20 protein-coding genes are annotated in these 24,496 nt (G+C 66.4%); 15 read left to right on the top strand and 5 right to left on the bottom strand.

The features are described 5' to 3' along the window. Positions 1 to 277 precede the first annotated feature (277 nt). The 5 genes from pyk to ACHWUQ_RS02960 all read left to right on the top strand — a co-directional run bounded on the left by pyk (position 278) and on the right by ACHWUQ_RS02960 (position 7,365). Positions 278 to 1,723 (top strand): pyruvate kinase, encoded by a 1,446-nt coding sequence (gene pyk, locus ACHWUQ_RS02980; protein WP_239809780.1) that lies wholly within the window; start codon positions 278 to 280, stop codon positions 1,721 to 1,723. Between the two features lie 460 nt (positions 1,724 to 2,183). Further along, on the top strand, positions 2,184 to 3,386 hold the full coding sequence (locus tag ACHWUQ_RS02975) for an imelysin family protein (RefSeq protein ID WP_394680306.1): 1,203 nt from the start codon (positions 2,184 to 2,186) through the stop codon (positions 3,384 to 3,386). A gap of 20 nt (positions 3,387 to 3,406) precedes the next feature. After that, a complete protein-coding gene (locus ACHWUQ_RS02970) occupies positions 3,407 to 4,966 on the top strand; it encodes a di-heme oxidoredictase family protein (RefSeq protein ID WP_394680305.1) in 1,560 nt (519 codons plus the stop codon). Further along, on the top strand, positions 4,963 to 6,132 hold the full coding sequence (locus ACHWUQ_RS02965; RefSeq protein ID WP_394680304.1) for an imelysin family protein: 1,170 nt from the start codon (positions 4,963 to 4,965) through the stop codon (positions 6,130 to 6,132). The genes ACHWUQ_RS02970 and ACHWUQ_RS02965 overlap by 4 nt, the downstream gene beginning before the upstream one ends. Positions 6,133 to 6,141: 9 nt before the next feature. Then, positions 6,142 to 7,365, top strand: a complete 1,224-nt coding sequence (locus ACHWUQ_RS02960) for a DUF1513 domain-containing protein (RefSeq protein ID WP_394680303.1) — start codon at positions 6,142 to 6,144, stop codon at positions 7,363 to 7,365. Positions 7,366 to 7,395: 30 nt separating this feature from the next. On the opposite strand, the gene ACHWUQ_RS02955 is transcribed toward ACHWUQ_RS02960, so the two are convergent. Next, positions 7,396 to 8,103, bottom strand: a complete 708-nt coding sequence (locus ACHWUQ_RS02955) for a phosphatase PAP2 family protein (RefSeq protein ID WP_394680302.1) — start codon at positions 8,101 to 8,103, stop codon at positions 7,396 to 7,398. 99 nt (positions 8,104 to 8,202) lie between these two features. On the opposite strand from ACHWUQ_RS02955, the gene ACHWUQ_RS02950 reads away from it, so the two are divergent. The 9 genes from ACHWUQ_RS02950 to ACHWUQ_RS02910 all read left to right on the top strand — a co-directional run bounded on the left by ACHWUQ_RS02950 (position 8,203) and on the right by ACHWUQ_RS02910 (position 19,396). Next, on the top strand, positions 8,203 to 8,904 hold the full coding sequence (locus ACHWUQ_RS02950) for a response regulator transcription factor (RefSeq protein WP_239809774.1): 702 nt from the start codon (positions 8,203 to 8,205) through the stop codon (positions 8,902 to 8,904). A gap of 2 nt (positions 8,905 to 8,906) precedes the next feature. After that, complete coding sequence (locus tag ACHWUQ_RS02945; protein ID WP_394680307.1) at positions 8,907 to 10,256, top strand: histidine kinase dimerization/phospho-acceptor domain-containing protein; 1,350 nt, start codon at positions 8,907 to 8,909, stop codon at positions 10,254 to 10,256. A 121-nt stretch (positions 10,257 to 10,377) separates the two neighbouring features. Continuing rightward, positions 10,378 to 11,442: a class II fructose-bisphosphate aldolase gene (gene fba / locus ACHWUQ_RS02940; protein WP_239809772.1), complete on the top strand. Its 1,065-nt coding sequence runs from the start codon at positions 10,378 to 10,380 to the stop codon at positions 11,440 to 11,442. Positions 11,443 to 11,610: 168 nt separating this feature from the next. Beyond that, on the top strand, positions 11,611 to 13,011 hold the full coding sequence (gene gorA / locus ACHWUQ_RS02935) for a glutathione-disulfide reductase (RefSeq protein ID WP_373449095.1): 1,401 nt from the start codon (positions 11,611 to 11,613) through the stop codon (positions 13,009 to 13,011). 103 nt (positions 13,012 to 13,114) lie between these two features. Further along, positions 13,115 to 14,347, top strand: coding sequence for a M48 family metallopeptidase (locus tag ACHWUQ_RS02930; RefSeq protein ID WP_394680301.1), 1,233 nt, complete (start codon positions 13,115 to 13,117; stop codon positions 14,345 to 14,347). 153 nt (positions 14,348 to 14,500) lie between these two features. Beyond that, complete coding sequence (locus ACHWUQ_RS02925) at positions 14,501 to 15,373, top strand: hypothetical protein (protein WP_239809769.1); 873 nt, start codon at positions 14,501 to 14,503, stop codon at positions 15,371 to 15,373. A 187-nt stretch (positions 15,374 to 15,560) separates the two neighbouring features. Beyond that, positions 15,561 to 17,249 (top strand): AMP-binding protein, encoded by a 1,689-nt coding sequence (locus tag ACHWUQ_RS02920; RefSeq protein WP_394680300.1) that lies wholly within the window; start codon positions 15,561 to 15,563, stop codon positions 17,247 to 17,249. A 101-nt stretch (positions 17,250 to 17,350) separates the two neighbouring features. Next, positions 17,351 to 18,109 carry a 5'-methylthioadenosine/adenosylhomocysteine nucleosidase gene (locus ACHWUQ_RS02915; RefSeq protein WP_394680299.1) on the top strand — a complete coding sequence of 253 codons (759 nt, stop codon included), beginning with the start codon at positions 17,351 to 17,353 and terminating at the stop codon, positions 18,107 to 18,109. Between the two features lie 84 nt (positions 18,110 to 18,193). Further along, positions 18,194 to 19,396 (top strand): MFS transporter, encoded by a 1,203-nt coding sequence (locus ACHWUQ_RS02910; protein ID WP_394680298.1) that lies wholly within the window; start codon positions 18,194 to 18,196, stop codon positions 19,394 to 19,396. Between the two features lie 15 nt (positions 19,397 to 19,411). On the opposite strand, the gene corA is transcribed toward ACHWUQ_RS02910, so the two are convergent. From corA to tsaB, 4 genes are all read right to left on the bottom strand, one after another. Then, positions 19,412 to 20,398, bottom strand: coding sequence for a magnesium/cobalt transporter CorA (gene corA, locus ACHWUQ_RS02905; protein ID WP_239809765.1), 987 nt, complete (start codon positions 20,396 to 20,398; stop codon positions 19,412 to 19,414). A 312-nt stretch (positions 20,399 to 20,710) separates the two neighbouring features. Further along, positions 20,711 to 21,526 (bottom strand): hypothetical protein, encoded by an 816-nt coding sequence (locus ACHWUQ_RS02900; protein WP_394680297.1) that lies wholly within the window; start codon positions 21,524 to 21,526, stop codon positions 20,711 to 20,713. After that, complete coding sequence (rimI, locus tag ACHWUQ_RS02895) at positions 21,523 to 21,999, bottom strand: ribosomal protein S18-alanine N-acetyltransferase (RefSeq protein ID WP_394680296.1); 477 nt, start codon at positions 21,997 to 21,999, stop codon at positions 21,523 to 21,525. Before rimI ends, ACHWUQ_RS02900 begins: the two co-directional genes overlap by 4 nt. Then, complete coding sequence (tsaB, locus tag ACHWUQ_RS02890; RefSeq protein ID WP_394680295.1) at positions 21,996 to 22,715, bottom strand: tRNA (adenosine(37)-N6)-threonylcarbamoyltransferase complex dimerization subunit type 1 TsaB; 720 nt, start codon at positions 22,713 to 22,715, stop codon at positions 21,996 to 21,998. Before tsaB ends, rimI begins: the two co-directional genes overlap by 4 nt. 361 nt (positions 22,716 to 23,076) lie before the next feature. Here tsaB and dacB point away from each other — a divergent pair, with 361 nt between their 5' ends. After that, positions 23,077 to 24,462, top strand: coding sequence for a D-alanyl-D-alanine carboxypeptidase/D-alanyl-D-alanine-endopeptidase (dacB, locus tag ACHWUQ_RS02885; protein WP_312451055.1), 1,386 nt, complete (start codon positions 23,077 to 23,079; stop codon positions 24,460 to 24,462). Positions 24,463 to 24,496: the final 34 nt, after the last annotated feature.

Raw genomic sequence — 24,496 nt, 5'->3', positions numbered from 1 at the left:
GTCTTCCTTGTCAATAGCTCGCTATTGACTGCGAAAGACGCCTTGCGTCTCATCCCGATCCGCGTCCATCCCGCTTGGCGAGGGTTTTGCAGAGGATCCCTAGCGTCTTGCAGGTGTTTTTTGCGGGCCGCGCCATTGTGCAAACGCACATCGAATGAAACCGCGCTGTAACTCGCAGTGGCTGTTTCTCGTGTCAGAATGGAACTGAATTACATCGGGCCGGTATCTGGTGACAGGGCCGGCCCCACTTTTGAGACAAAGACACAGGGACCTGTCCATGATTTCGCCCAAGATCCGCCGCGCCACCAAGATTGTTGCCACGCTGGGCCCCGCCTCCAGCGAGCCGGCCCTGCTCGAAGAGATGATCCGTGCGGGGGTCAATGTGGTGCGTCTGAACTTCAGCCACGGCAAGGCGCAGGACCATGTGGACCGCGCCCGGATGGTGCGCGAGGCGGCGCAGCGTGCCGGCCGTGAAGTGGCGATCATGGCCGACCTGCAAGGCCCCAAGATCCGTGTCGGCAAGTTTGCCGAAGGCAAGGTGATGCTGGAGCCGGGCGCGAAGTTTGTACTCGATGCCTCCCGCCAGGAGCCCGGTGACCTGCAGGGCGTGGGTCTGGACTACAAGGAGCTGCCCCGCGATGTGCGCGCGGGCGATGTGCTGCTGCTCAACGACGGCCTGATCGTGCTGACCGTCGATGGTGTGCTGGGCGACGCGGTGCACACCACCGTCAAGCTCGGTGGCGAGCTGTCCAACAACAAGGGCATCAACAAAAAGGGCGGCGGCCTGACCGCGCCGGCGCTGACGGCCAAGGACATGGAGGACATCAAGACCGCGATGAGCTTCCAGGCCGACTACGTAGCCGTCAGCTTTCCCAAGACCGCCACCGACATGGAAATGGCACGCCAGCTGTGCATGGTGGCCGCAGCCGAGTACCGCCACCGCCCCGGCCTGATTGCCAAGATCGAGCGTGCCGAGGCGATTCCGCACCTGGAAGACATCCTGCGCGTGTCCGACGGCATCATGGTCGCGCGCGGTGACCTGGCGGTGGAAGTGGGCCATGCGGCGGTGCCGGCCTTGCAAAAGAAGATGATCCGCATGGCGCGCGAGATGGACAAGGTGGTCATCACCGCCACGCAGATGATGGAGAGCATGATCACCAACCCCGTGCCCACCCGCGCCGAGGTGAGCGACGTGGCCAATGCCGTGCTGGACGGCACCGACGCCGTGATGCTGAGCGCCGAGACGGCTGCCGGCAAGTTCCCGCTGGAGACGGTGCTGGAGATGGTTGACATCTGCGCCCAGGCTGAGGCCTCGGCCGACTGGGATGTGGACACCGACTTTGTGGGCAAGACCTTCCAGCGCATCGACCAGAGCATCGCGTTGGGCGCGCTGTTCACTGCCACCCATCTGGGTGCCAAGGCCCTGGTCGCGATGACCGACAGCGGCTCGACCGCGCTGTGGATGAGCCGCCACCGCACCCAGATCCCCATCTACGCGCTGACGCCGAAGGTGGCTACCCAGCGCAAGATGGCGCTGTACCGCAATGTGCGCCCGTTGCTGATGGACACCAGCGCCGACCGCGACACCGCACTGGCCCAGGCCGAGGTGCACCTGAAGGCCCGCGATATCGTGCAAAGCGGCGATATCTATGCGATCACCTGTGGCGAGCCGATGGGCTCGCCCGGCGGCACCAACATGATGAAGATCAGCCGCGTGCTTTAAAGCCGCCTGGCCTTTGACCGGTACCGGGGCGCTTGCAGGCGCCCTTTTTTTGCGCCGCATGGGGACCTGCTGCAAAGCCCCTGTTATCGCTCGACGGCAAAAGGCGCGATGCGCCGCATCCCGGTCCGCGTCCATCCCATTGGGCAAGGGCCCTGCAGAGGATCGCTAGATCCGTCCCAGGTTGTGCGGATTTGTGACTGCGGCGATACTATGCCGCTCAGCGAGCCTGCCCATACGCCCGTGTGGACCAAGGGACTGCGCTGAAGCCATTCGAAACCAGGCTTTCTTGCCCCCGGAGACAGGGGCAGACCGGTGCTTCACCCGCCTGGCTTTCGACCACCTAGCCAAGCTGCTGCGATAAGAATTCACAACACGCACGCCTATAGCAGCCCAGCCAAACCCTTGTTGTTGAGCAGCACAGCGCCGCTGTGCCTGCATGTTTTTTTGGAAGAGGGAATCTATGTCGCAACGACTAGTACGCCGTTCGGTGTTGGGGCTGGCCTTGGGCCTGGGTTTGGGCGCAGTTGCCGGCGTGTCTGCACCGGCGTTTGCACAGACGGCGGCCGCCAAGGCCGGCAAGCTGGACGCCCGTGCGGTGGCAGTGGGCTACAGCGAATTGGTCTACGCCAACTACAGCGACAGCCTGGCATCGGCACGCGACATGCAAAAGGCCATTGCCGCCTTGCTCGCAGCTCCCTCCAAAGAGACGCTGGAAGCCGCACGCAAGAGCTGGCTCGACGCGCGTGAGTTCTATGGCCAGACGGAAGCCTTCCGCTTCTACGGCGGCCCGATCGATGACGAGAACGGCCCCGAAGGCCAGATCAATGCCTGGCCGATGGACGAGTCCTATGTGGACTATGTCGAGGGCAAGCCTAACGCCGGCTTCATCAACGATCCCAAGTTCAAGATCACCAAGGCCAACCTGGCCAAGCAAAACGAGCGCGGTGGCGAGGAAAACATTGCCACCGGCTGGCATGCGATCGAGTTTCTGCTCTGGGGCCAGGACCTGTCCGAAACCGGCCCGGGCGACCGCTCGTTTGAAGACTATGTCGATGGCAAGCGCCCCCATGCCGACCGCCGCCGCCTCTACCTGAAGGTGGTGACCGAGCTGCTGATCGACGATCTGGCCAACGTCACCAAGGCCTGGGCGCCGGGCCAGAAGAACTACCGCGCCCAGTTTGACAAGGGTGGCGTGGAGTCGGTGCGCAAGATCATCGTCGGCCTGGGCTCGCTCTCGCGCGGCGAACTGGCGGGCGAGCGCATGGAAGTGCCGCTCAACTCGCAGGACCAGGAAGACGAGCATTCCTGCTTCTCCGACAACACCCACCGCGACATGGTTGCCAATGCCACCGGCATCCAGAACGTCTGGCTGGGCCAGTACAAGCGCCGCGATGGCTCGACCCTGAAGGTGGCCTCGCTGGCCGACCTGGTGGCGGCCAAGAACGCCGAACTGTCGGGCAAGACCAGCGCGCAGATCGACAGCACGGTCAAGGCGACCGAGGGCATCCAGGCACCGTTCGACCGCGAAATCATTGGCGGCGCCGACGCACCCGGCCGCAAGCGCATCCAGGCGGCGGTGGACAGCGCCACCGAGCAGTCCAAGCTGCTGGTGCAGGCGGCCAATGCCATCGGCATCACCAAGCTGACCCTGGTCCAGCCCTGACGAAGGACCGTTGCTGCACTATGTCTGTGAAGATGAATGACAACAAGCCCGGTGGCCGCGCGCAGCGGCTGGCATGGGCAGCAGCGGGTCTGTGCGCGGCCACCGCCCTGGTGGTGGCCCTGCGCCCGGAGGCCAGCGTGGCGCAGACCAGCGCCCCCGCCGAGGCCGCCGTAGTGGCGCCCGTGCAAGACCCCAGCGAGATGACCGGCGGCGACACCACGGTGTTTGCCACCGGCAAGAACGCGTTCTCGTTTCCTTTTGCCTCGCTGGCCGATGCAGAGCGCACGCGCTTTGTCATTGGCAACTCGTTTTTCAAGCGCAACTGGGTGGAGGCACCGGCCTCGACCCGGCTGCGCGATGGCCTGGGCCCGCATTTCATTGCCCGCAGCTGCGCGGGCTGCCACGTCATGGATGGGCGCGGTGAGCCGCCAGAGTTCCACCGCACGCTGGGGCCCGATCCCGAGCCCACGGTGGCGCTGCTGATCCGCCTGTCGGTGCCCGGCAAGGCCGACCCGCATGCGGGCGTGGTGCCCGAGCCGACCTATGGCGACCAGTTCAACAACGCGGCCGTGCAGGGCGTCAAGCCAGAGGGCATCGTGCGCATCCACGGCACGCCGATCCAGGGCCGCTTTGCCGATGGCACGGCCTACGAACTCATCCAGCCCCGCTACGAGCTGACCGACCTGGGCTACGGCCCGATGGCCAAGGATGTGATGCTGAGCCCGCGGATCGCACCCCAGGTGGTGGGCGTGGGCCTGATCGAGGCCATTGCCGAGGCCGACATCCTCGCCAATGTGCAGGAGCAGGCGGCGCTGGCCGGCCCCATCAAGGGTCAGGTCAACCGCGTCTGGGATGCCTATGGCCAGCGTGAGGCGATTGGCCGCTTCGGCTGGAAGGCCAACTCGCCCAGCGTCGCGCACCAGACGGCCAACGCCTTCTCGGGCGACATGGGCATCACCTCGCGCATTTTCCCGAACGAGAACTGCACCCCGGCGCAAAAGGACTGCCTGGCCGCACCGCATGGCGGCGGACTGGACAAATCCACCGCCGGCCGCACGGCGGCGCAGGCGCGCGCCGATGCCCCCGAGATCGACGACAAGACGCTCGACGATGTGATCTTCTACCAGGCCACCTTGGCGCCTGCGGCCCGCCGCAACATCAATGACTCGGCCGTCAAGCTGGGCCAGCGCCTGTTTGCCCAGGCGCAGTGCGCCGTCTGCCACAAGCCCAGCTATGTTACCGGCCCCGGCCCCTTCCCCAGGCTGACGGCCAAGAACATTGCTGGCCAGAAGATCTGGCCCTACACCGATCTGCTGTTGCATGACATGGGCCCGGCGCTGGCCGATGGCAGGCCGGACTTTCTGGCCAACGGCCAGCAGTGGCGCACGCCGCCGCTGTGGGGCATTGGCCTGATTCAGGACGTGAACGGCCACCAGCGCCTGCTGCACGATGGCCGTGCGCGCGGCGTGCTGGAGGCCATTCTCTGGCATGGCGGCGAGGCCGAGCAGGCCAAGCAGCAGGTGCTGAACATGGGGGCTTCCGAGCGCGAGGCCCTGGTCAAGTTTGTGGAGTCGCTATGACGCAAGTCGGTACCAAGCGCTGGCCTGTGACGGCCGCGCAATCGCTGGGCAGGGCCTGCGCCCTGGCGGCCCTGGCCGCCACGGGCAGCCTTGCCCCGTTGGCGCAGGCCGCGGACACCCCCATGCCCTACTACACGGCCGCCCAGGCGCTGCAAAGCCTGTATGGCCAGCACCTGCCAGCGCGCGCGGCGGCGTTTACCCAGGCCGCCAACGCGCAGGACCAGGCACTGACGAACTACTGCGCCGGGCCGGCGGCTGCCGCCAAAACGGCGGCAGCAGAGCTGCGCGGCCAGTGGCAGCGCAGCCATACCGCCTGGCTGCAGTTGTCAACGCCCAGCGTCGGGCCCTTGGTGGAGCGCCGCTCGCTGCGGCAGATCGATTTCACGCCGATCCGCACGGCGCTGATCACCCGCGCCGTCAAGAAAGGCCCGCAGACCGCCGCCGACATGGAGCTGGTGGGCACACCTGCCAAGGGCTTTGGCGCGCTGGACTGGCTGCTGAGCCAGGGCCTGCAGCCGGCCAGCCCGGAGTGCGCGTTTGCGGTGCAGGTGGCCCGGGCAATCAGCGCCGAGGCCCAAAGCCTGCAGGCGGCGCTGGAGCCCCTGCGCAGCAAGACCTGGAGCGTCGAAGGCTCGGAGAGCGAGCCTGAAGATGCCGCCAGCCCCGGCGCCAAGGAGACGGGCGCGGCGATCGAGGAATGGATCAACCAGTGGCTGGGCGGGCTGGAGCGGCTGCGCTGGGCGCAGATGGAAAAGCCGGTCAAGGTGGTCGAGGGCAGCAACAAGGCGCCCGCCTTTGCCCGCATCGCGATGGCCGACAACTGGCGCGAGTGGCAGACCCAGTGGCAGGCCCTGCATGCCCAGGCCTTGCTCACCCTGGCGCAGCGCCAGCAGCCGCCCGTGCCCGGCAAGGACCTGATCTCGATCGAAGCACTGCTGCTCAGCAAGGGCCATATTGCCCTGGCCCAGCGCTGGCGCGAGGCCATGGGCGCGGCCGATGCCGCGATGCCGGCGCCGGGCACGCTGCCCACCCAGGAGGGCGCGCAGGCCAACAGCGAGATTCTGGCGCTCGCCACCAAGCTCAAGGGCATCACCGCGCTGTACCAGGCCGAGGTGGCGCCGGCGCTCGATATTCCGCTGGGCTTTAGCGACAGCGATGGCGACTGAGGGCAAACGGTGACGGTGTTATCCACATCCCTGCCCCGGCGTGCGCTGCTGCGCGGGCTGGGCGCGTCGGCGATGGGCGCGCTGGGCCTGGCCGAGCTGTCCTTTGCCAACGATGCGGGCAGCACGGCGGGCAGTACGGCGGGTATAAGCCGGCTCGCAGCCGTCTGGCGCGATGGACCCAGTGCGATGGCGCAGGACTGGGCCGGTGTGCTCGAAGTGCTGCCCCAGGCAGGCGGCGGCCATGCCTGGCGCATGGCAGCGCGCACCCCGTTGCCCACACGCGGCCATGGTGTGCAAACCCTGCCGGGCGGCCAACTGGTGTTTGCCGCGCGCCGGCCCGGCGATTGGCTGCTGCGCTGGCAGCCCGAGACGGACGCGCTGCAATGGGCCTGGATGCAGGAGGACCGCTGCTTCAACGGCCATGTGGCGCTGGCGGCGCCCGCCACCGCGCAGGCCTGGCAGGCCCAAGCGGGCGCAGGCCGCAGCGGCATTCTCTTCACCACCGAAACCGATCTGGAAGACAGCCAGGGCTGCATCGGGCTGCGCGATGCCGCCAGCCTGCAGAAGCGGGCCGAATGGCGCAGCCATGGCATGGATCCGCACGAATTGCTGGTGCTGCCGGCCGCGCTGGGCAGTCTGCCGGCCGGCACCCTGGTCGTCGCCAATGGCGGCATTCCCACCCAAAGCGAGACCGGGCGCAGCAAGAAATGGCTGGACAGCATGGACCCGTCCCTGGTCGCACTGCACCCGGCCGATGGGCGCCTGCTGGGCCAGTGGAAGCTGCCCGACCCGCGCCTGTCGATCCGGCACCTGGCCTGGGATGGCGCGCGCCAGCGCCTGGGCATTGCGCTGCAGGCCGAGCATGGCGATGCGCGGCGCCACAGCGCGCCCATCTTCGCCGTCTGGGACGGCCAGCGGCTGCTGCTGGCGCAGGACCAGCCACCGCTGGCCGGCTACGGCGGCAGCGTGGAATGCGCGCCCCTCGCGCAAGGGGGGTTTGTCGTCAGCTGCCCCAAGTCCGACTGCATGGCCTGGTTTGACGCCCAGGCGCGCTACCTGGGCAGCAGCCCGCAAAGCGAAGTCTGCCCGGTGGCCCGCGATGGCGGGCGGCTATGGGCCGGCGGCGGCCATGGGGTGGCCGAGCGGACCAGCCGCAGCAGCGACCAGGCGGTGCCTGCGCTGGACACAGTGACCGGGCTGATGTTCGACAACCACTGGCGCTTGATGGGCTGAGGGGCAGCGCCCCCGGCGCGGTTCAGGCGTTCAGGCGCTGAGACGGCGGCGTGCCATGCCCATGTCGATGACCAGGCCTGCGGTCCAGCACAGCCAGGCGGTCCACAAGGTGTGACTCATGTAGTGGGCACCGCGCATTTGCTGGCCAATGCCGAGCAGCAGGCCCACAGCCAAGGCGACCGCCAGCCACCAGCGGGCGGCGCGCGGTGTGTCGCGGGCCAGCGCAAAATAGCCGCCAACAAAGGAAAAGCCCGCCGCCGCATGGCCGGCCGGAAAGCATCGGCCCGCGCCCCCGTCATGCACGCCCCAGCGCCAGTGGGATACATACTCGGCCACGCCGCCGAAGACCGACAGATCCCAGGGGCAGCTGGTGGCGCTGCTGCGCTTGAGGATGGACACCACCGCGAGAGACGCCAGAATGCTGACCAGCAGCTGCACCCGACGGGCGGTGGGCAGCTTGCGCAACAGGCCAAAGGGCAGCCAGACGCCCAGGCTCAGCGCCAGCACGATCACCCAGCCCAGGTTGCGCATGCCCTGGTGCATATAGGTGACCAGAAAATGGTCGTCCCGCAGCGCAAAGCCCTGGGCGGTGCCCCAGACGTGGGCCAGCGCCAGGTCTTGGCCGGAGGCATCCCAGAGCGCAATCAGCAAAAAACTGAGCACGGTGGCCAGCAGCCAGCGGGGGTTGTAGAGAGCGGGGCGGGGTTCGGTCAGGGGGACGGGAGGGCAGGAAGGCATCATTGCATGCTGCGCCGACCGGCTTAAGGGCTTCTTAATGTCCCAGGCCCCTGGCGCAGGCCATAGGCGCGCAGGCCCAAGTCATGCACAATGCCAGCCATGCGCATACTCATGGTGGAAGACGATGCCGGCATTGCCGAGGGCCTGAAGGCCAATCTGCAGCAGCGCGGCCATGCGGTGGACTGGTGCCCGACACTGGCCGAGGCCTGGCGCGCGCTGACGGCCGAGGGCTTTGATGTCGTGCTGCTGGACCTGGGCCTGCCCGATGGCGACGGCTCGCGCCTCTTGCAGCAGCTGCGCAATGCGCCGCCGCCCACGGGCCTGCGCAAAAGCCTGCCCGATCCGGCGACGCCGGTCATCGTGCTGACGGCCCGCGACGGCGTGCACGACCGCATTGAAAACCTGGACCTGGGCGCGGACGACTACCTCTCCAAGCCCTTCGATGCCGAAGAGCTGCAGGCCCGGTTGCGCGCGCTGGTCCGCCGCGCGGCGGGCCGCGCCAATCCGCTGATCCACTACCGCGACCTGGTGCTGGACCCGGCCTTGCACCAGGTGCGGCTGCGCGACGAAGGCGTCGAGCTCTCGCCCCGGGCCTACACGATCTTGCTGATCCTGCTGCAGGCCCATGGCAGGGTGCTGTCGCGCCAGCAGCTGGAAGAAAAGCTCTACAGCTTTGATGCCTCGGTCGAGAGCAATGCGGTGGAGGTGCATATCCACCACCTGCGCAAAAAGCTCGGCGCCGACTACATCCTGACGATGCGTGGCGTGGGCTACTTCATGCCCCAGGACCAGGCATCGTGAACCTGGCGGCCAAGCCCCCGCGCCTGCCGCAGCTGCGCACCCGGCTGCTGGTCTGGATTCTGGGGGCGCTGGTGGTTGTCTGGGCCAGCTTTGTCTACTGGGCCTACCAAACCGGTATTGAAGAGGCCGATGAGCTGACTGACGGGCACCTGGCCGGCGTCGCCGCGCTGGTGCTCAACATTCCTTACAGCGCGCAAATCCCTGCCGGCCTGCCGACCGAGCGGGTGCCGCTGCCGGGGCTGCATGCGCATGACTACCAGCAGTCGATGAGTCTGCAGGTCTGGACCGCCGACGGTGACCTGGTACTCAACGTCGGCAGTGCGCCGCGCCTGCATTTTGCCGATGGACGCAGCGGTTTCTTTGATGCGCAGCTGGGCGCGAGGCATGAGGTCTGGCGTACCTTCACCCAGTGGAACACCGAACACACGCGCAAGGTGGCGGTACTGGTCAACCTGCAGGAGCGCGATGACCTGGCCGATGACATTGCCGGGCAGATGATCCTGCCGGGTTTGTGGCTGCTGCCGGTCGTCACCCTGGTGCTGGGGCTGACGATCCGCGCCGGCCTCAAGCCGCTGACCCAGCTCTCGCGCGATGTGGAGCAGCTCGAACCCGAGCAGGGCCAGCGCCTGTCCACCGGCCACAACTGGCAGGAGTTCCGGGCGGTGACCCTGGCCTTCAACAGCTTGCTAGACCGCAATGACGAGGCGATGGAGCGCGAGCGGACCTTGGCCAACCAGGTCGCCCATGAGCTGCGCACGCCGCTGGCCTCCATCAGCCTGCATGCGCAATCCCTGCAAGGCGGGCTGGACCCCGCCCAGCAGGCCCAGGCGGTGCAGCGCCTGCATGCCGATGCGCTGCGCGCAGGCCATGTGCTCAACCAGATTCTGGCGCTGGCCCGCAGCAACCGGGTGGCGCTGACCCAGCAGGCCGCGCCGGTGGACCTGGCGCAGCTGGCCCGCAGCATGGTGGCTGAGTACGCGCAGGCGGCCTGGCGCCGGGGCAGCAGCGTGGCCGTAGAGATGCCTGAACAACTGTGGGTGAAAGGCCATGCCGTGCTGCTGGAGGTGGCCTTGCGCAACCTGGTCGAGAATGCGCTGCGCCACACCCCCGAGGGCACGCAGATCGAGGTGCAGGGCGGCATGGACGGGGGGCAGTGCTGGCTGCAGGTCTGCGACGATGGCGGGCGCGTGCAGCAGCAGCCCGTGCCCGAACCTGTGGACAGCCTGCAGCTGGGCCACCAGATCGTGCAGCGCATCATGGCGCTGCACGGGGGCAGTTTTGCGCAGCCGCAGGCGCTGGCGCCCTATACCACTTGCTACCGCCTCAGTATGCCGCTCGCCCAGATGGCCTGAGCTTGCTAAAATAGGCAGTTACCAAGCGGTTACCATGCCGCAGACATGAATCCAGGGTGTTGACGCGGCTGCTGTGGCCGCTGCAGCACTCTTTCTTTGCATTAGAACGGACACGACCACCATGCCTTTGATCTCGATGCGCGAAATGCTCGACCATGCCGCCGAAAATGGCTACGGCATCCCTGCCTTCAACGTCAACAACCTGGAGCAGGTCCAGGCCGTGATGTCGGCGGCAGACGAAGTGGGTGCGCCCGTGATCCTGCAGGCCAGCGCCGGCGCCCGCAAGTATGCCGGTGAGCCCTTCATCAAGCACCTGATCCAGGCTGCTGCCGAGATGTACCCCCACATCCCGCTGGTGATGCACCAGGACCACGGCACGACGCCTGAAGTCTGCCAGGGCGCGCTGAACCTGGGCTTTGGCTCGGTGATGATGGACGGCTCGCTGATGAGCGACGGCAAGACCCCGTCGTCCTTTGACTACAACGTCGACGTGACCCAGAAGGTCGTCGCGATGGCCCACCAGATCGGTGCCACCGTCGAAGGCGAGCTGGGCTGCCTGGGCAACCTGGAAACCGGTGAAGCCGGCGAAGAAGACGGCATTGGCGCCGAAGGCAAGCTGGACCACAGCCAGATGCTGACCGACCCCGAGGAAGCGGCCGTGTTCGTCAAGGCCACGCAACTGGACGCGCTGGCCATTGCCATCGGCACCAGCCACGGCGCCTACAAGTTCAGCCGCAAGCCCACCGGCGACATCCTGGCGATCTCGCGCGTCAAGGAAATCCATGCCCGCATCCCCAACACCCACCTGGTGATGCATGGCTCCTCGTCGGTGCCCCAGGAACTGCTGGCCATCATCAACCAGTACGGCGGCAAGATGAAGGAAACCTACGGCGTGCCCGTCGAAGAGATCCAGGAAGCCATCAAGTACGGCGTGCGCAAGATCAACATCGACACCGACATCCGCCTGGCGATGACCGGCGCGGTGCGCAAGTTCCTGGCCGAGAACCCCGACAAGTTCGACGCCCGCGAATGGCTCAAGCCCGCCCGTGAAGCTGCCAAGCAAGTCTGCAAGGCCCGCTACATCGAGTTCGGCTGCGAAGGCCAGGGCGGCAAGATCAAGGGCTACAGCCTGGAGCAGATGGCCAAGAAGTACAGCGCCGGCGATCTGGCCCAGCTGGTCAAGTAAATCTGCCTGCATTGCCAGTGCCTGGGGCACTGGCCGCCAAGCCTGCAATCGCACCCGCATTGCAGGCTTTTGCTTTTGGGCCTACGCGATGCGGCGATAACCGCACACGCGCACTGCGGCCGGTGTTTTTGCACAATGCCATGCATCGCAAACAAAGGAGCGCACAGCATGCAGACAAGCCATTCCTGGGACCTGGACCTGGTGGTGATTGGTGGCGGATCGGGGGGCGTGCGGGCTGCACGCATGGCGGCAGCGCGGGGCGCCAGGGTGGCGGTGGTGGAGTCCAAGGCCATGGGCGGCACCTGCGTCAACGTCGGCTGCATTCCCAAAAAACTCTACAGCTATGCGGCCGGTTACGCCGAGGCCTTTGACGAGGCGCGTGGCTATGGCTGGCAAATGCCCGAGACCATTGCGCTGGATTGGCAGGCGCTGAAGACAGCACGCGCGCGGGAAATCACCCGGCTCAACGGCATCTACGAAGGCCTGATGCGCAATGCCCAGGTGGAGCGCATTGCCGGCCAGGGCCGTCTGACCGATGCCCACACGGTGGTGGTTTCTGCCGATGGCGCCGATGTGCGCACGTTGCGCGCTGCCCATATCCTGATCGCCACCGGCGGCACGCCGGTGCGCCCGGACCTGCCCGGCAGCGAGCATGTGATCGTCTCCGACGACATGTTTGACCTGGCTACGTTGCCGCGCCGCCTGGTGGTCGTGGGCGCCGGCTACATCGGCTGCGAGATGGCGAGCATCTTCCACGGGCTGGGCGTCCAGGTGAGCCTGCTGCACCGGGGCGACCAGATTCTGCGCGGCTTTGACGACGAGGTGCGCAGCTTTGTCGCCGAGGAAATGCGCAAGAGCGGGGTGGAGCTGCGCATGAAGACGGAGGTGACATCCATTGCCTGCGACACTGCCAGCGGCGAGCGCACCCTGACCCTGGCCGATGGCAGCACCCTGAAGGCCGACCAGGTGCTGTACGCCACCGGCCGCAAGGCCAACGTCAGCGGCCTGGGGCTGGAGGCGCTGGGCATTGCGCTGGACAAGAGCGGCGCCATCGTCGTCGATGCGCAGATGGCCACCGCCCAGCCGAGCGTGCATGCGCTGGGCGATGTCGTGGGGCGCATGGAGCTGACCCCGGTGGCGCTGGCCGAAGCGATGGCCTGGGTGGACCATATCTGGGGCCCCGAGGCCGGCAAGGATGCACGGGTCATGGACTACGACAACATCCCGACGGCGGTGTTCACCCATCCGCAGATTGGCACTGTCGGCCTGACCGAGGCCCAGGCCCGCGAGCGCCATGGGGCCGTGCGCATCTACCGCAGCGATTTCAAGCCGCTGCGCCATACCTTGTCGGGACGCAGCGAGCGCTGCCTGGTCAAGCTGGTCGTCGATGACGCCAGCGACAAGGTACTCGGCCTGCATGTGGTCGGCGCCGATGCCGCCGAAATCACCCAGGGCTTTGCGGTGGCCCTCAAGGCCGGCGCCACCAAGGCGCTGTTTGACCAGACGATCGGCATCCATCCGACGATGGCCGAAGAGCTGGTCACCTTGCGCGAAGTAAGCCGCAAGTAAGCTTCAGATCGCGGCAGTTGCTGCTTTGCAACATCTTATAAATTCTCTCTATAAAGGCCGCGTGTCTCGGGCATGATACGCGCTCTTTACAGAGGAGATACATATGAAGGAGTGGGTGTATCCGCGCGAGCGGACACTGGGCGCCATCACCCTGGTTCTGGGTCTGTTGGCATGGTTGCTGATCTTGTTGCTGACCCTGGGCACGGTGCTGATCTACCTGCTCGTCGGTTTCATTTTTTATCTTTTTGCACAGTCGGCATTGATTGCCTGGCTGCGCGGCACTGCCGTGCGCCTGTCGGACGAGCAGTTCCCCGAGCTGTATCTGCAGTACCTGCAATGCTGCAAGAGGCTGGAGCTGGTCGACCCGCCCGAGGCCTATCTGCTGCAAGGCGATGGCTTGATGAATGCCTTTGCGACCCGCTTTCTGGGCCGCAACTTCGTCATCGTGCTGAGCGACACGGTCGACGCGATGCGTGCCTTGCCCGATGGCATCAACTTCTACTTCGGCCATGAGCTGGGCCATATCAAGCAGGGCCACCTGACCGGGCACTTCTGGCGCATGCCAGTGCTGTGGCTGCCGCTGGTCGGGGCTGCCTACGCGCGTGCCAAGGAGTACACCTGCGACCTGCACGGCCGCGCCTGCTGCGAAGGCTCGGAGTCCGCAGGCCGTGCGCTGTCGGTGCTCGCCGCTGGCGCGCAGAAGTGGAAAACCATCAATCTGGTGCAGTATGCGCGCCAGACCATGAGCAACCGGGGCTTCTTCCCCGATCTGCACGAGCTGCTGAGTGGCTACCCCTGGCTGACCAAGCGCGTGGCGCGCATGATCAGCCCCGGCATCAAGATGCCGGGCCGCAATCCCTTCTCCTATCTGTTTGCGCTGTTCGTGCCCTATGGCGGCCGGGCTGGCGGCGGGGCGGTGGGCCTGCTGATGGTGATCGCGATCATCGGTATCGCTGCTGCGGTCGCAATACCGGCACTCAAGGGCGGCGCCGGTGGGGGTGCCTTCAGCCATATGCTGATGCAAGGCATGCAGTCGCAAAAGGGCAAGGAGGCTTTCGAGAAGGAATGGACCCAGGCCGAGCCGGTGCGCCAGGCGCTGTCGCGCTACTACCAGACCTATGAAGAAGTACCTGACTCCCTGTCCGATGCCGGTGTGTCGCCCGAGCAGGAAGGCAGGCTGATGTATGACAGCGAGGACATGTCGCTGACCGCGCTGACCATCCACGGCCAGTTGCAGATGCAGCCGATGCAGGGCGAGGGCGGCAAGGTGGTCTGGCATTGCAGCGCTGATGGCGCGGCGCAACAGTACCTGCCGGCCAGTTGCCAGAGCAAGTGAAGCATTTGGATACACTCGCTGCCGAAGTCTCCTGATTCAGCCCGGCGGCCTCGGACAGAATCCGCAACGGCCTTGCTATGATGCAGGGCTTGGCGGTGTGGCACAGGCCACGCGCTGTCTGTGGGCCGCCGCCACTGTTTTCAGGATCCGTCTATGTCTTTTTCCGCTGCCCGTTCTCTGTCCTGGCTGGGGTGCGCCGCCGCAGCCGTGGTGCTGAGCGCCTGCGCACCGCTGCCTTCGAATGTGGAGCCGGTGGGCCGCACCCTCGTGTCCATGGACCAGAACACGGACCTGCGCTGGACCTACTGGGGCACCGACAGCGAGGTGCTCGATGTGCTGCCCGAAGACCTGGCCAAGGACAAGCCGCTGCAGGCCAAGCTCTGGCAGATGCGCACCAGGCTGGGCGAACTGGTGGGCGTGATGTCGCTGCGCTCCAACGTCGATGACCTGAACAACAAGAACACCGTCTGGACCCAGGACTGCCCCAAGCAAAAGGGCGTGCTGGTCGAGCGCACCCAGGGCCTGAACATTGGCCGCGTGGACTGCCTGCGCATCAAGCGCACCGCCAACAGCAGCGATTGGCTGGCGCAGAACGATGCGGCGATGGCATCCCGACTGGAGGCCGCTGGTGTCTACTTTGCGCGCCCGGTGGCCTATGTGTCCTACCAGTTCACCACCAGCAATGGCGGCTATGTCGAAGCGCAGGTGCTGGTGGACCAGCGCCTGGTGCGTCCGCCGATCCGCAGCAGCGTGGACTTTCTGGCCGCTGGCCGCTCGCTGGACCGCTGGGCGCAAGCACTGGCGCGCTCGATGCGTGAGAGCACCGGCTACTTCAATGGCGTGCTGACCGTGCCACCTTTCCCTTACGAGATCGACCAGCAGCCGTATTACGAGACCAAGCAGGACGACTCCGATGTACTGTTTGGCAAGGAAAAGCCCAATCCGCAGGCCGCTGAGGAGAAAGCAGCGTCGGTGGTTGCCCCTGCGGGGACAGCACCCGCCGCGGCCGCACCCGCCAAGCGCTGATCGCTTCCCCTGCTCTGCAGCAGCCATGGCCTCGGTCATGGCTTTTTTTTGTCTTTTTACGGGTATATCCAGACTTGGAATGGGCCCAGAATTTGCACAATAGGGTCACATCGAACAACATGGCTCAACAGCAAGCCGGGCGCACTGGGCGCCGGCATCCGCTGTATGACCGACAGGAGACTTGTGCATGACCGAACGCCCATGGCTGGCCGCTTACCCCCCAGAGATTCCCGAGGACATTGATCCTGAGCGCATTCCCACCTTGGTGCAGTTGCTCAATCAGGCCTTCATCCAGTACGCCGACCGCACGGCGCTGCATTTCATGGGCGCGCGCTTCAGCTACCGCCAGCTCGACGACTACAGCGTGGCGCTGGCTGCCTACCTGCAGACCTTGCCGCTGGCCAAGGGCGACCGCGTAGCGCTGATGATGCCCAATGTGCCGCAGTATGCGGCGGCTGTCGCTGCCGTGTTGCGCGCGGGCCTCGTGGTGGTCAATGTGAACCCGCTCTATACCGCCTCGGAGCTGGACCACCAGCTCAAGGACAGCGGCGCCAAGGTGATGATCGTGCTGGAGAACTTTGGCGCCACTGTGCAGAACTGCCCGGCCCACCGCCAGCTCGAGAAGATCATTGTCTGCAGCATGGGCGATTGCCTGGGTCTGATCAAGGGCAGCATCGTCAACTACGTGGTGCGCCACAGCAAGAAGCTGGTCGCGCCTTTCACCCTGGAGCGCAGCATCCGCTACCCCGATGCGATCCGGGAGGGCGAGCGCCACAGCTTCTCGCCGGTCGAGATCGGGCTGGACGATGTCGCTGCGCTGCAGTACACCGGCGGCACCACCGGCGTAGCCAAGGGTGCGGTGCTGCTGCACCGCAACCTGGGCGCCAATGTGCTGCAGGTGCAGGCCTGGTACGGGCCGGCGCTCAAGACCATTCCGCAAGGGGAGCAGCCGCTGTGTGTCTGTGCGCTGCCGCTCTACCATATCTTCGCGTTCACGGTCTGTTTTCTGCTGTCGATGCGCCTTGGGCACCAGGTGCTGCTGATCCCCAACCCGCGCGACATGAAGGCGGTGCTGGGCGAGCTGGGCAAGTACGAGTTCCATACCTTGCCAGCCGTCAACACCTTGTTCAACGGCCTGATGAGCCACCCCGATTTCGACAAGGTGAACTGGAAGAACCTGCGCGTGGTCGTGGGCGGCGGCGCGGCGGTGCAATCGTCCGTGGCCGAGCGCTGGCTGCAGCGCGTTGGCCAGCCCATCGTCGAAGGCTATGGCCTGTCCGAAACCAGCCCGGTGGCCAGCTGCAACTTCGTCGGCACCGGCCAGAAGGCCTCGGGCTCGATCGGCTACCCGATGCCGGGCACCGACATGGCCATCCTCGACGATGCCGGCGAGCCGGTGCCACAAGGCGAGCGCGGCGAGGTCTGCATACGCGGCCCGCAGGTGATGGCCGGCTACTGGCAGCGCCCGGACGAGACGGCCAAGTCCATGACCGAGGACGGGTTCTTCCGCTCGGGCGATATCGGCATCATGGAGCCCGATGGCATGTTCCGCATCGTCGACCGCAAGAAGGACATGGTGCTGGTCAGCGGCTTCAACGTCTACCCCAATGAGGTGGAGGACGTGGCCGCCTCCTTCCCCGGCGTGGCCGAATGCGCGGTGGTCGGCGTGCCCGACGAGAAGACCGGCGAGGCCATCAAGCTGGTGTTGGTTCGCAAGTCCGCCGATGTGACCGAGGCACAGCTGCGCGCCCATTGCGCCGAGCACCTGACCGGCTACAAACGGCCCAAGTACATCGAGTTCCGCGACAACCTGCCCAAGACCCCGGTCGGCAAGATCCTGCGGCGCGAGCTGCGCGACCAAAGCACCAACGCCTGAGCAGGGAGGCGGCGCTGAGCTATAGCGTCCTCACCGCCAACCAACCCGGCAAAGCGGAGATTGCAGCGACAATCTCCGCTTTGCCTTTTCTGGATTCCGACGTGACCCTTGCCATTCTCAGCGCCCTTCCCGAGGAGCAGGCCGGCATTGCTGCGCTGCTGACCGATGCCCGCATCCACGACCATGCCGGCCGCCGCTATAGCTGCGGTCAGCTGCACGGCCAGGCGGTGGTGCTGGCGCTGTCGGGCATCGGCAAGGTGGCGGCGGCCAGCACGGCGGCGACCCTGATCGAGCGCTTTGGCGCACGCGGCATCGTGTTTACCGGTGTGGCCGGAGGCCTGGGCGATGGTGTGCAGGTGGGCGATGTGGTCGTGGCCACCCGCTATGCGCAGCACGACCTGGACGCCTCGCCGATCTTCCCGCGCTACGAGGTGCCGGGCTATGGCCGGGCCCTTTTCGACTGCGATGCTGCGCTGAGCGCGCAACTGGCCGTGGCCGTGCAGCAATGCCTGGCCGGTGGCGCAGCCGCCTGGACGGCCGAACTGGACCTGCCCGCGCCGCAGATGCACCAGGGTCTCGTCGTCAGCGGCGACCGTTTTGTCAGCAGCGCCGCCGAAGTGCAGGCCCTGCGCAGCGGCTTGCGGGCAGCGGGCATGGATGCGCTGGCCGTCGAGATGGAGGGCGCCGCCGTCGCCCAGGTCTGCACCGACCACGGCTTGCCGTTTGCTGCGATGCGCAGCATCTCCGACCGGGCCGACGACAGCGCGCACCTGGACTTTCCGCGCTTCATCCGCAGCATTGCCAGCCGCTATGCGCAGCACATCATCGGCAGCCTGGTGCGGAGCTTGCCCAACAGCTAGGCGACGGCCCGGTAGCGCGGGTGACTGTGCAGCGCGGCAAGCGTGGTCACAATGGCGCGCTGCCTTGATGCGCTGTTGCCGACCATGCCCCCTTTTCTGCCCCTATCCTTTGCGCCCGGCCAGGTGCTGACCACCTGCAAGCTGGGCCTGGGGCAAATGCTGTCCTGGGGCTCGGCGTTCTACCTGCCCGCCATCCTGGCCGGCGCGATGGGCGAGAGCCTGGGCATACCGCCATCGCGCATCTTTGCGGCGTTCTCGGTGGCGTTGCTGATGATGGCGCTCACCGGGCCAGTGGCCGGGCGGCTGATCGACCGCTGGGGCGGGCGCCCGCTGCTGATGGCCACCAACCTGCTGTTTGCGCTGGGGCTGGTGCTGCTGTCGCAGGTGCAGACCCAGGTCCAGCTGTTTGCGGTCTGGCTGCTGCTGGGCCTGGCGATGGGAGCGGGGCTGTACGAGGCGGCCTTTGCCACCTCGGTGCGCCTCTACGGCAAGGCAGCGCGGGGCAGCATTGTCGGCATCACCTTGTTTGGCGGCTTTGCCAGCACCTTGAGCTGGCCGCTGACCACCTGGCTGCTGCATGGCTGGGGCTGGCGCGAAGCCTGCCTGGTCTGGGCGGGCGTGCAGTTGCTGGTATTGCTGCCGTTGCATGCGAGCCTGCCCCGTGCGCCCGCGCGTGCCAGCGCCGATGCGGTGGTACCACCAACGGGCTTGCCGGCGGCCGCGCCTGCCGCTGCCTTGCGGGGCCAGTGGCTCAGCCTGGTCTTGCTGGCGCTGACCTTTGCAGCGATCTGGTTCATCGGCACCTCGATGATGTCGCACCTGCCGCGCCTGCTGATGGTCAGCGGCGCCAGCGCGACGGCGGCCGTGGCTGCGGCAGCGCTGGTGGGCCCTGCCCAGGTGGCCAGCCGCATTGCAGATTATGCTTTTCTGCGCCGCGCCCATCCGCTGTGGTCAGCGCGCATTGCCGTGACGGCCTATCCGTTGGCGGCCTTGCTGCTGGCGGTTTTTGGTGCACCGGGTGCCTGGGCCTATGCGTTGGCCTTTGGGCTGGGCAACGGCATCATGACGGTCGTCATTGGTACGCTGCCGCTGGCGATGTTTGGCGCGCAAGGCTATGGCCAGCGCCAAGGCCTGCTGATGGTGCCGGCCCGCATGACCCAGGCCAGCGCCCCTTTTCTGTTTGGCCTGGCGCTGGAGCAGTGGCAGCTGGGCGCCCTCTGGGTGCTGATGCTCGCCGCCTCGATGGCCGCAACGGCGCTGTGGTGCCTGCGGCCCAAGCAGGTGTAGCGCGCGCGGGGGGCGTTACTTGAGCCAGCCGCGCTTGCGGAAGTACAGCATCGGGATCAGCGCGCTGCCCACCATCAGCGCAATACCGTAGGCATAGCCATATTGCCAGTCGATCTCGGGCATGTACTTGAAGTTCATGCCGTAGACGCTGGCGATCAAGGTGGGTGGCAGCAGCGCGACGCTGGCCACCGAGAAGATCTTGATGATCTTGTTCTGGTTGATGTTGATGAAACCGACGGTCGCATCCATCAGGAAGTTGATCTTGTCGAACAGGAAGGCGGTGTGGTTGTCCAGCGATTCGATGTCGCGCAGGATCTGGCGCGCATCCTCGAACTGGTCGGAGTTGAGCATCTTGCTGCGCATGACAAAGCTCACGGCGCGGCGGGTGTCCATCACATTGCGGCGAATGCGGCCGTTCAAGTCTTCCTGGCGCGCGATGGCCGAGAGCACTTCGCTCGCATGGGTATCGGTCACATTGCCGGCCAGCACCTGGGTGCTGACTTTTTCCAGGTCGTCGTAGATGCCTTCCAGGGTGTCGGCCGAGTACTCGGCGTCGGCATCGAACAGCTTGAGCAGGACGTCCTTGCTGTCCTCGATCAGGCCGGGCGCGCGGCGGGCACGCAGGCGCAGCAGGCGGAACACCGGCACATCCTCATCGTGGATGGAAAACAGCACGCCATAGCTCTTGAGTGACGCATTGTGCAGGTTCATGATGAAAGCCACGCGCACGCTGCGCGGGTCGTCTTCGTCATCGATCAGGAAGTCGCTGCGGATGTGCAGATCGCCATTGTCTTCTTCGTAGAAACGGGCCGATTCCTCGATGTCCTGGTCCATCGCGTCTTCGGGAATAGACAGGCCGTAGTGCTGCTTGATCCAGCGCTTTTCTTCAAGGGTGGGGGACTCGAGGTCGACCCAGATCGGCTGAAAACGGGCCAGGTCCTGCAGGGATTCGATCTCTTCCTGCACCAGACGGCCATTGGCAAGCGTAAAGATGTTGAGCATAGGCTCACTTCCTTGTTGTTATTGGTCTGCAAAAGGGGGCGGGGGCGCTTCCGACCCATGTGCAGCCATGTGCTTGCCAGGGTGGAAGCTACCAACTTGGGTAGGGATCCAAGGAGAGACTCCGGTTTGTGAATGGGCGCCATTATGGCATTCCCGCATCCGCTGCGCATGACGATGCGCTTTGTGGGGTTGCAGCGTTGTCAACACCCCACGCCAGCCGCTGTCAGTGGGTGCCTACATTCGCCTGATGGCGTCCCGTTGGAGGCCCATCGGAGACAGATTGGAGGCAAATTGGCAGGTTTGTGAGGAAATTTAACGGCCAGCCTGGGCCAGCGCGAAGCACAGATCGGCCCAGGTTGCCGCCTTGGCCTGGGGTGTGCGCAGCAGGTGGCTCGGGTCGTAGCTGACCACGGCCGGCAGCTGGCTGCCGCCCAACTGGTGGAGCTGCTGGCGCAGGCGGGAGAAGGGCTGGTCGCCCGGCATCAGGTGGCGCACCGCCGGCAGGCCCAGCAGCAGGGCCATCGCAGGCTGGCACTCCTGCACCAGCGCATCGATGCTGTAGCTGGGCAAGCCATCATCGCCTTCCTGGTTGGCGGGGATGCGCGCCAGCGGCACCCAGTAGACGGGGGCATCGGTCAGGCGAATGGCCCGCAGCATCTGCAGCAGCAGCTGGCAGGCTTCACCCTGCTGGGGCGCGCCTTCGGGCAGCTCGGCCACTACCAGCCAGGCAGGCTGGGTGGCAGCGACAGGCGGTTGCTGCTTGCCTTGCAGATCGAGCAGCACCGGCGCGCGCAGCGCAAAGCGCACACGCGGAAAATCGGCCGGCAGCGCCTGCGGCGAGGTGGTCCGGGCGGCTGCAGGCGCAGGCGCGGGGGCTGGCGTTGGCGCAGGGGCTGGCGCTGCCGTCTCTGGGACGGCAGCTGCTGGCAACGTGAGTGCTGCCGGTGCAGTGGTCACTCCCGTTGCAGGCACAGGCTCCGCGTGCAGCCGCGCTGCGGCCACCGGGGCTGGGGCCGGGGTCACCTCGGGCGCGGTCTGGGCGGCAGGCGCGGGCGATTCGGGCCACCACAGCGGGTGGCCCATCTCTTGCAGCATGGCGCGTTGGCGGGCGTCCAGGTTCAGGCTCATGGGGTGGTAGGCAGCAGATAACGCATGACCATGGCGTCCTCGCGTTCGACATGGGATACCGGATAGTAGCGCTTTCGCAGCCCTACCGATTCAAATCCAAACTGCAGGTAGATCTGCTGGGCGCGCAGATTGCTGATGCGCACCTCCAGCCAGATCGCCTGGGCCCGCACGCTGACGGCCCAGCTGCGCAGCTGCTCCAGCAGCACCTTGGCCCAGCCCTGGCGCTGGTGCTGCGGGTTGACGGTGATATTGAGCAGGTGCAGCTCATCGACGCCCTGCATGGCGACAAAGTAGCCGATCAACGCCTCGTCGGCCCAGAGCAGTTGCATCGCATAGCCCATGGCCATGGAGTCGATGAAATTGCCCCGCGTCCAGGGGTGGCTGTAGCACTGGTTCTCAACGGCCAGCAGCGCGTCCAGGTCATCGGCGCGCAGCGCGGACCAGCGCAACTGGGGCGTGGCGGGCAGGCTCATGGCGCACTGCCTGGGCTGCCGGCCGCCTGGGCTTGCTTTTCAGCCTCGCGCTCGGCCGTGGTCTTGGCGACCTTGTCGCGGATATAGAGGGGCAGCGCATCCTGCGCCGCCACCGCCTGGCCCTGGGCCAGCAGGTAGGGCGCCAGGCTCAGCAAGGCCTGGGCGGTGGGCATGGCCTGCAGATGGGTGGCACCGGGCGCCAGGCGATCACCATAGATGGGCTGGGCATTGCCGGCCACCACAAAGCCTGGGGGCACCTGCACATCCTGCGGCGGGCAGACCTGCAGATCGCCCAAGGTCTGCCAGTGGCCATCGGCATACTGGTAGACGGCGTTGTAGACCTCGTCCATGCGCGCGTCCAGGCAGGCCAGCACCTGGGTGCAACCATATTGCAGGCGGGCCTCTTCGGCCACCGCCATCAGGGTATCGGCCGGCAGCACCGGCACGCCCTGGCCGCCGTTGGCCACAAAAGCCAGGCCCTGGGCAATGGCGCAGGCGGTGCGCAGGCCGGTGAACGAGCCAGGGCCCCGGCCAAACACAATCGCATCCAGCGCGTCAAAGCCCAAGCCCGCATCGGCCATCAGGCCACGCACCGCCGGCAGCAACTGGCTGGAGGTGTGCTGGCCACCGGCACCGCTGTGCAGCCAGCGCCGGTCATCCCGTGCGGTGGCAATGAAGAGGGTGTCGGTACTGGATTCGAGGGCAAGCAGGTTCATGGGGTAGGGCGCGCGCGGGCACTGTGCAAGCGCCCGGTTTCAGCCCCTGTGCAGGGGCGGCAACCTGCCATTATCGGGGCAAAGCCAAGGCTGCATGCCGGGCTTGGGCATAGCCGCTAGACTGCTGCCCATGCAACAGATTTCTCCGATGGCGCCCCTTTCTCCGTCCCTGGCAGCGCTGAACCCAGTCCGGTCCGGCGGCAGCGGCCGCTGGCTGCTCCCGCTCGCGATTGCGCTCAGCCAGGTGGCCTGCGCCCAGACCCCGGCCGCCCCGGCTGCCGACCCCGCGCCCAAGCCTATCCGGCTGGCCCAGCCCGTGGCTGTAGCGCCCCAGGCAGCCCCGGTACCGGCCAGCGCAGCCATGCAGGCCCCTGCCGCAGCCGCCAGCGCCTGGCCTGCCGACCGCCTGCCAGCCGAGGTCGAAGCCGCGTTGCAGCGGGGCAAGGTAGCGCCCGATGCGGTCTCCGTGGTGGTGATGGATGTCAGCGGCGCGCAGCGCCCGCTGCTCGATGTGCACAGCGATGTGGGCCGCAACCCGGCCTCGGTGATGAAGCTGGTGACCACCTATGCGGCGCTCGAAATTTTGGGCCCCGCCTACACCTGGGACACCCGCATTGCGACCGACGGCCAGGTTGCCCAGGGTGCCCTCAATGGCAATCTGTATGTACAGGGCTCGGGCGACCCCAAGCTGGTGATGGAGCGCCTCTGGCTGCTGCAGCGGCGACTGCTGGGCCAGGGCATCCAGGTCATCGTCGGCGATGTGGTGCTGGACCGCTCGGCGTTCTCGCTGCCGCCCATCGACCCTGCACGTTTTGACAACGAGCCCTACCGGCCCTACAACGCTGTGCCCGATGCGCTGCTGCTGAACTACAAGTCGCTGACGATGCGCTTCATCCCCGATGCGGCCGCCGGCGTGGCCCGCATCGCCTACGAGCCCGCCGTTGCGCATCTGCGCCTGCCCAGCACCGTGCCCCTGCTCAAGACCAAGGGCAATGCCTGTGGTGACTGGCGCGGCGCTCTGAAAGCGCAGCTGGCCGATGCCACGCAGATCCAGTTCCTGGGCGGCTACCCGGCTGCCTGCGGAGAAAACAGCTGGGCCGTGGCGCCTGCCGCGCCCGACCGCTTTGCGCCCCGCGTGTTTGAAGGCATGTGGCGCGAGCTGGGTGGCAAGGTCACCGGCCAGGTGCGCATGGGCACGACGCCCGACGGCGTGCAGCCGCTGATGAGTTTCAGCTCGCCCACATTGGGTGAGGTGGTGCGCGACATCAACAAGTACAGCAACAATGTGATGACCCAGCAGGTGTTCCTGACCCTGGGCAAGGAGCGCGCCGGGGTCGGCACCTTTGAAGGCGGCCGCCAGGCGGTGGCGCAGTGGTGGAGCGAGCGCGTGCCCGGCATGGCCGCGCCCACCATCGACAACGGTGCCGGTCTCTCACGCGATGCGCGCATCACCGCCGGCTCGCTGGCCAAAATGCTCTCGGTCGCCTGGAACTCCAACGTCATGCCCGAACTGATGGCCTCCATGCCCATCGTTGGTGTGGACGGCACGATGAAAAACAGCAAGAGCGCCCACACCGGTGGCGCCCATCTGAAGACCGGCACCCTGCGCGATGCCTCGGCCATTGCCGGCTATGTCAATGGCCGTGACGGGCGCCGCTGGGTCGTCGTGGCGATGGCCAACAGCGACAACGCGCCCCAGGCGCGTCCTGCCTGGGATGCGCTGATCGACTGGGTGGCGGCACAGTAGCCTGGCCAGGTCAACGCTCTCGGCGGTGGTCCGC

Origin of the sequence: uncultured Comamonas sp., assembly GCF_964277875.1 — a bacterium.
Taxonomy (GTDB): domain Bacteria; phylum Pseudomonadota; class Gammaproteobacteria; order Burkholderiales; family Burkholderiaceae_C; genus Comamonas; species Comamonas sediminis.
The sequence above is the reverse complement of the archived record's forward strand: the minus strand, read 5'-3'. Positions and strand labels throughout refer to the sequence as shown.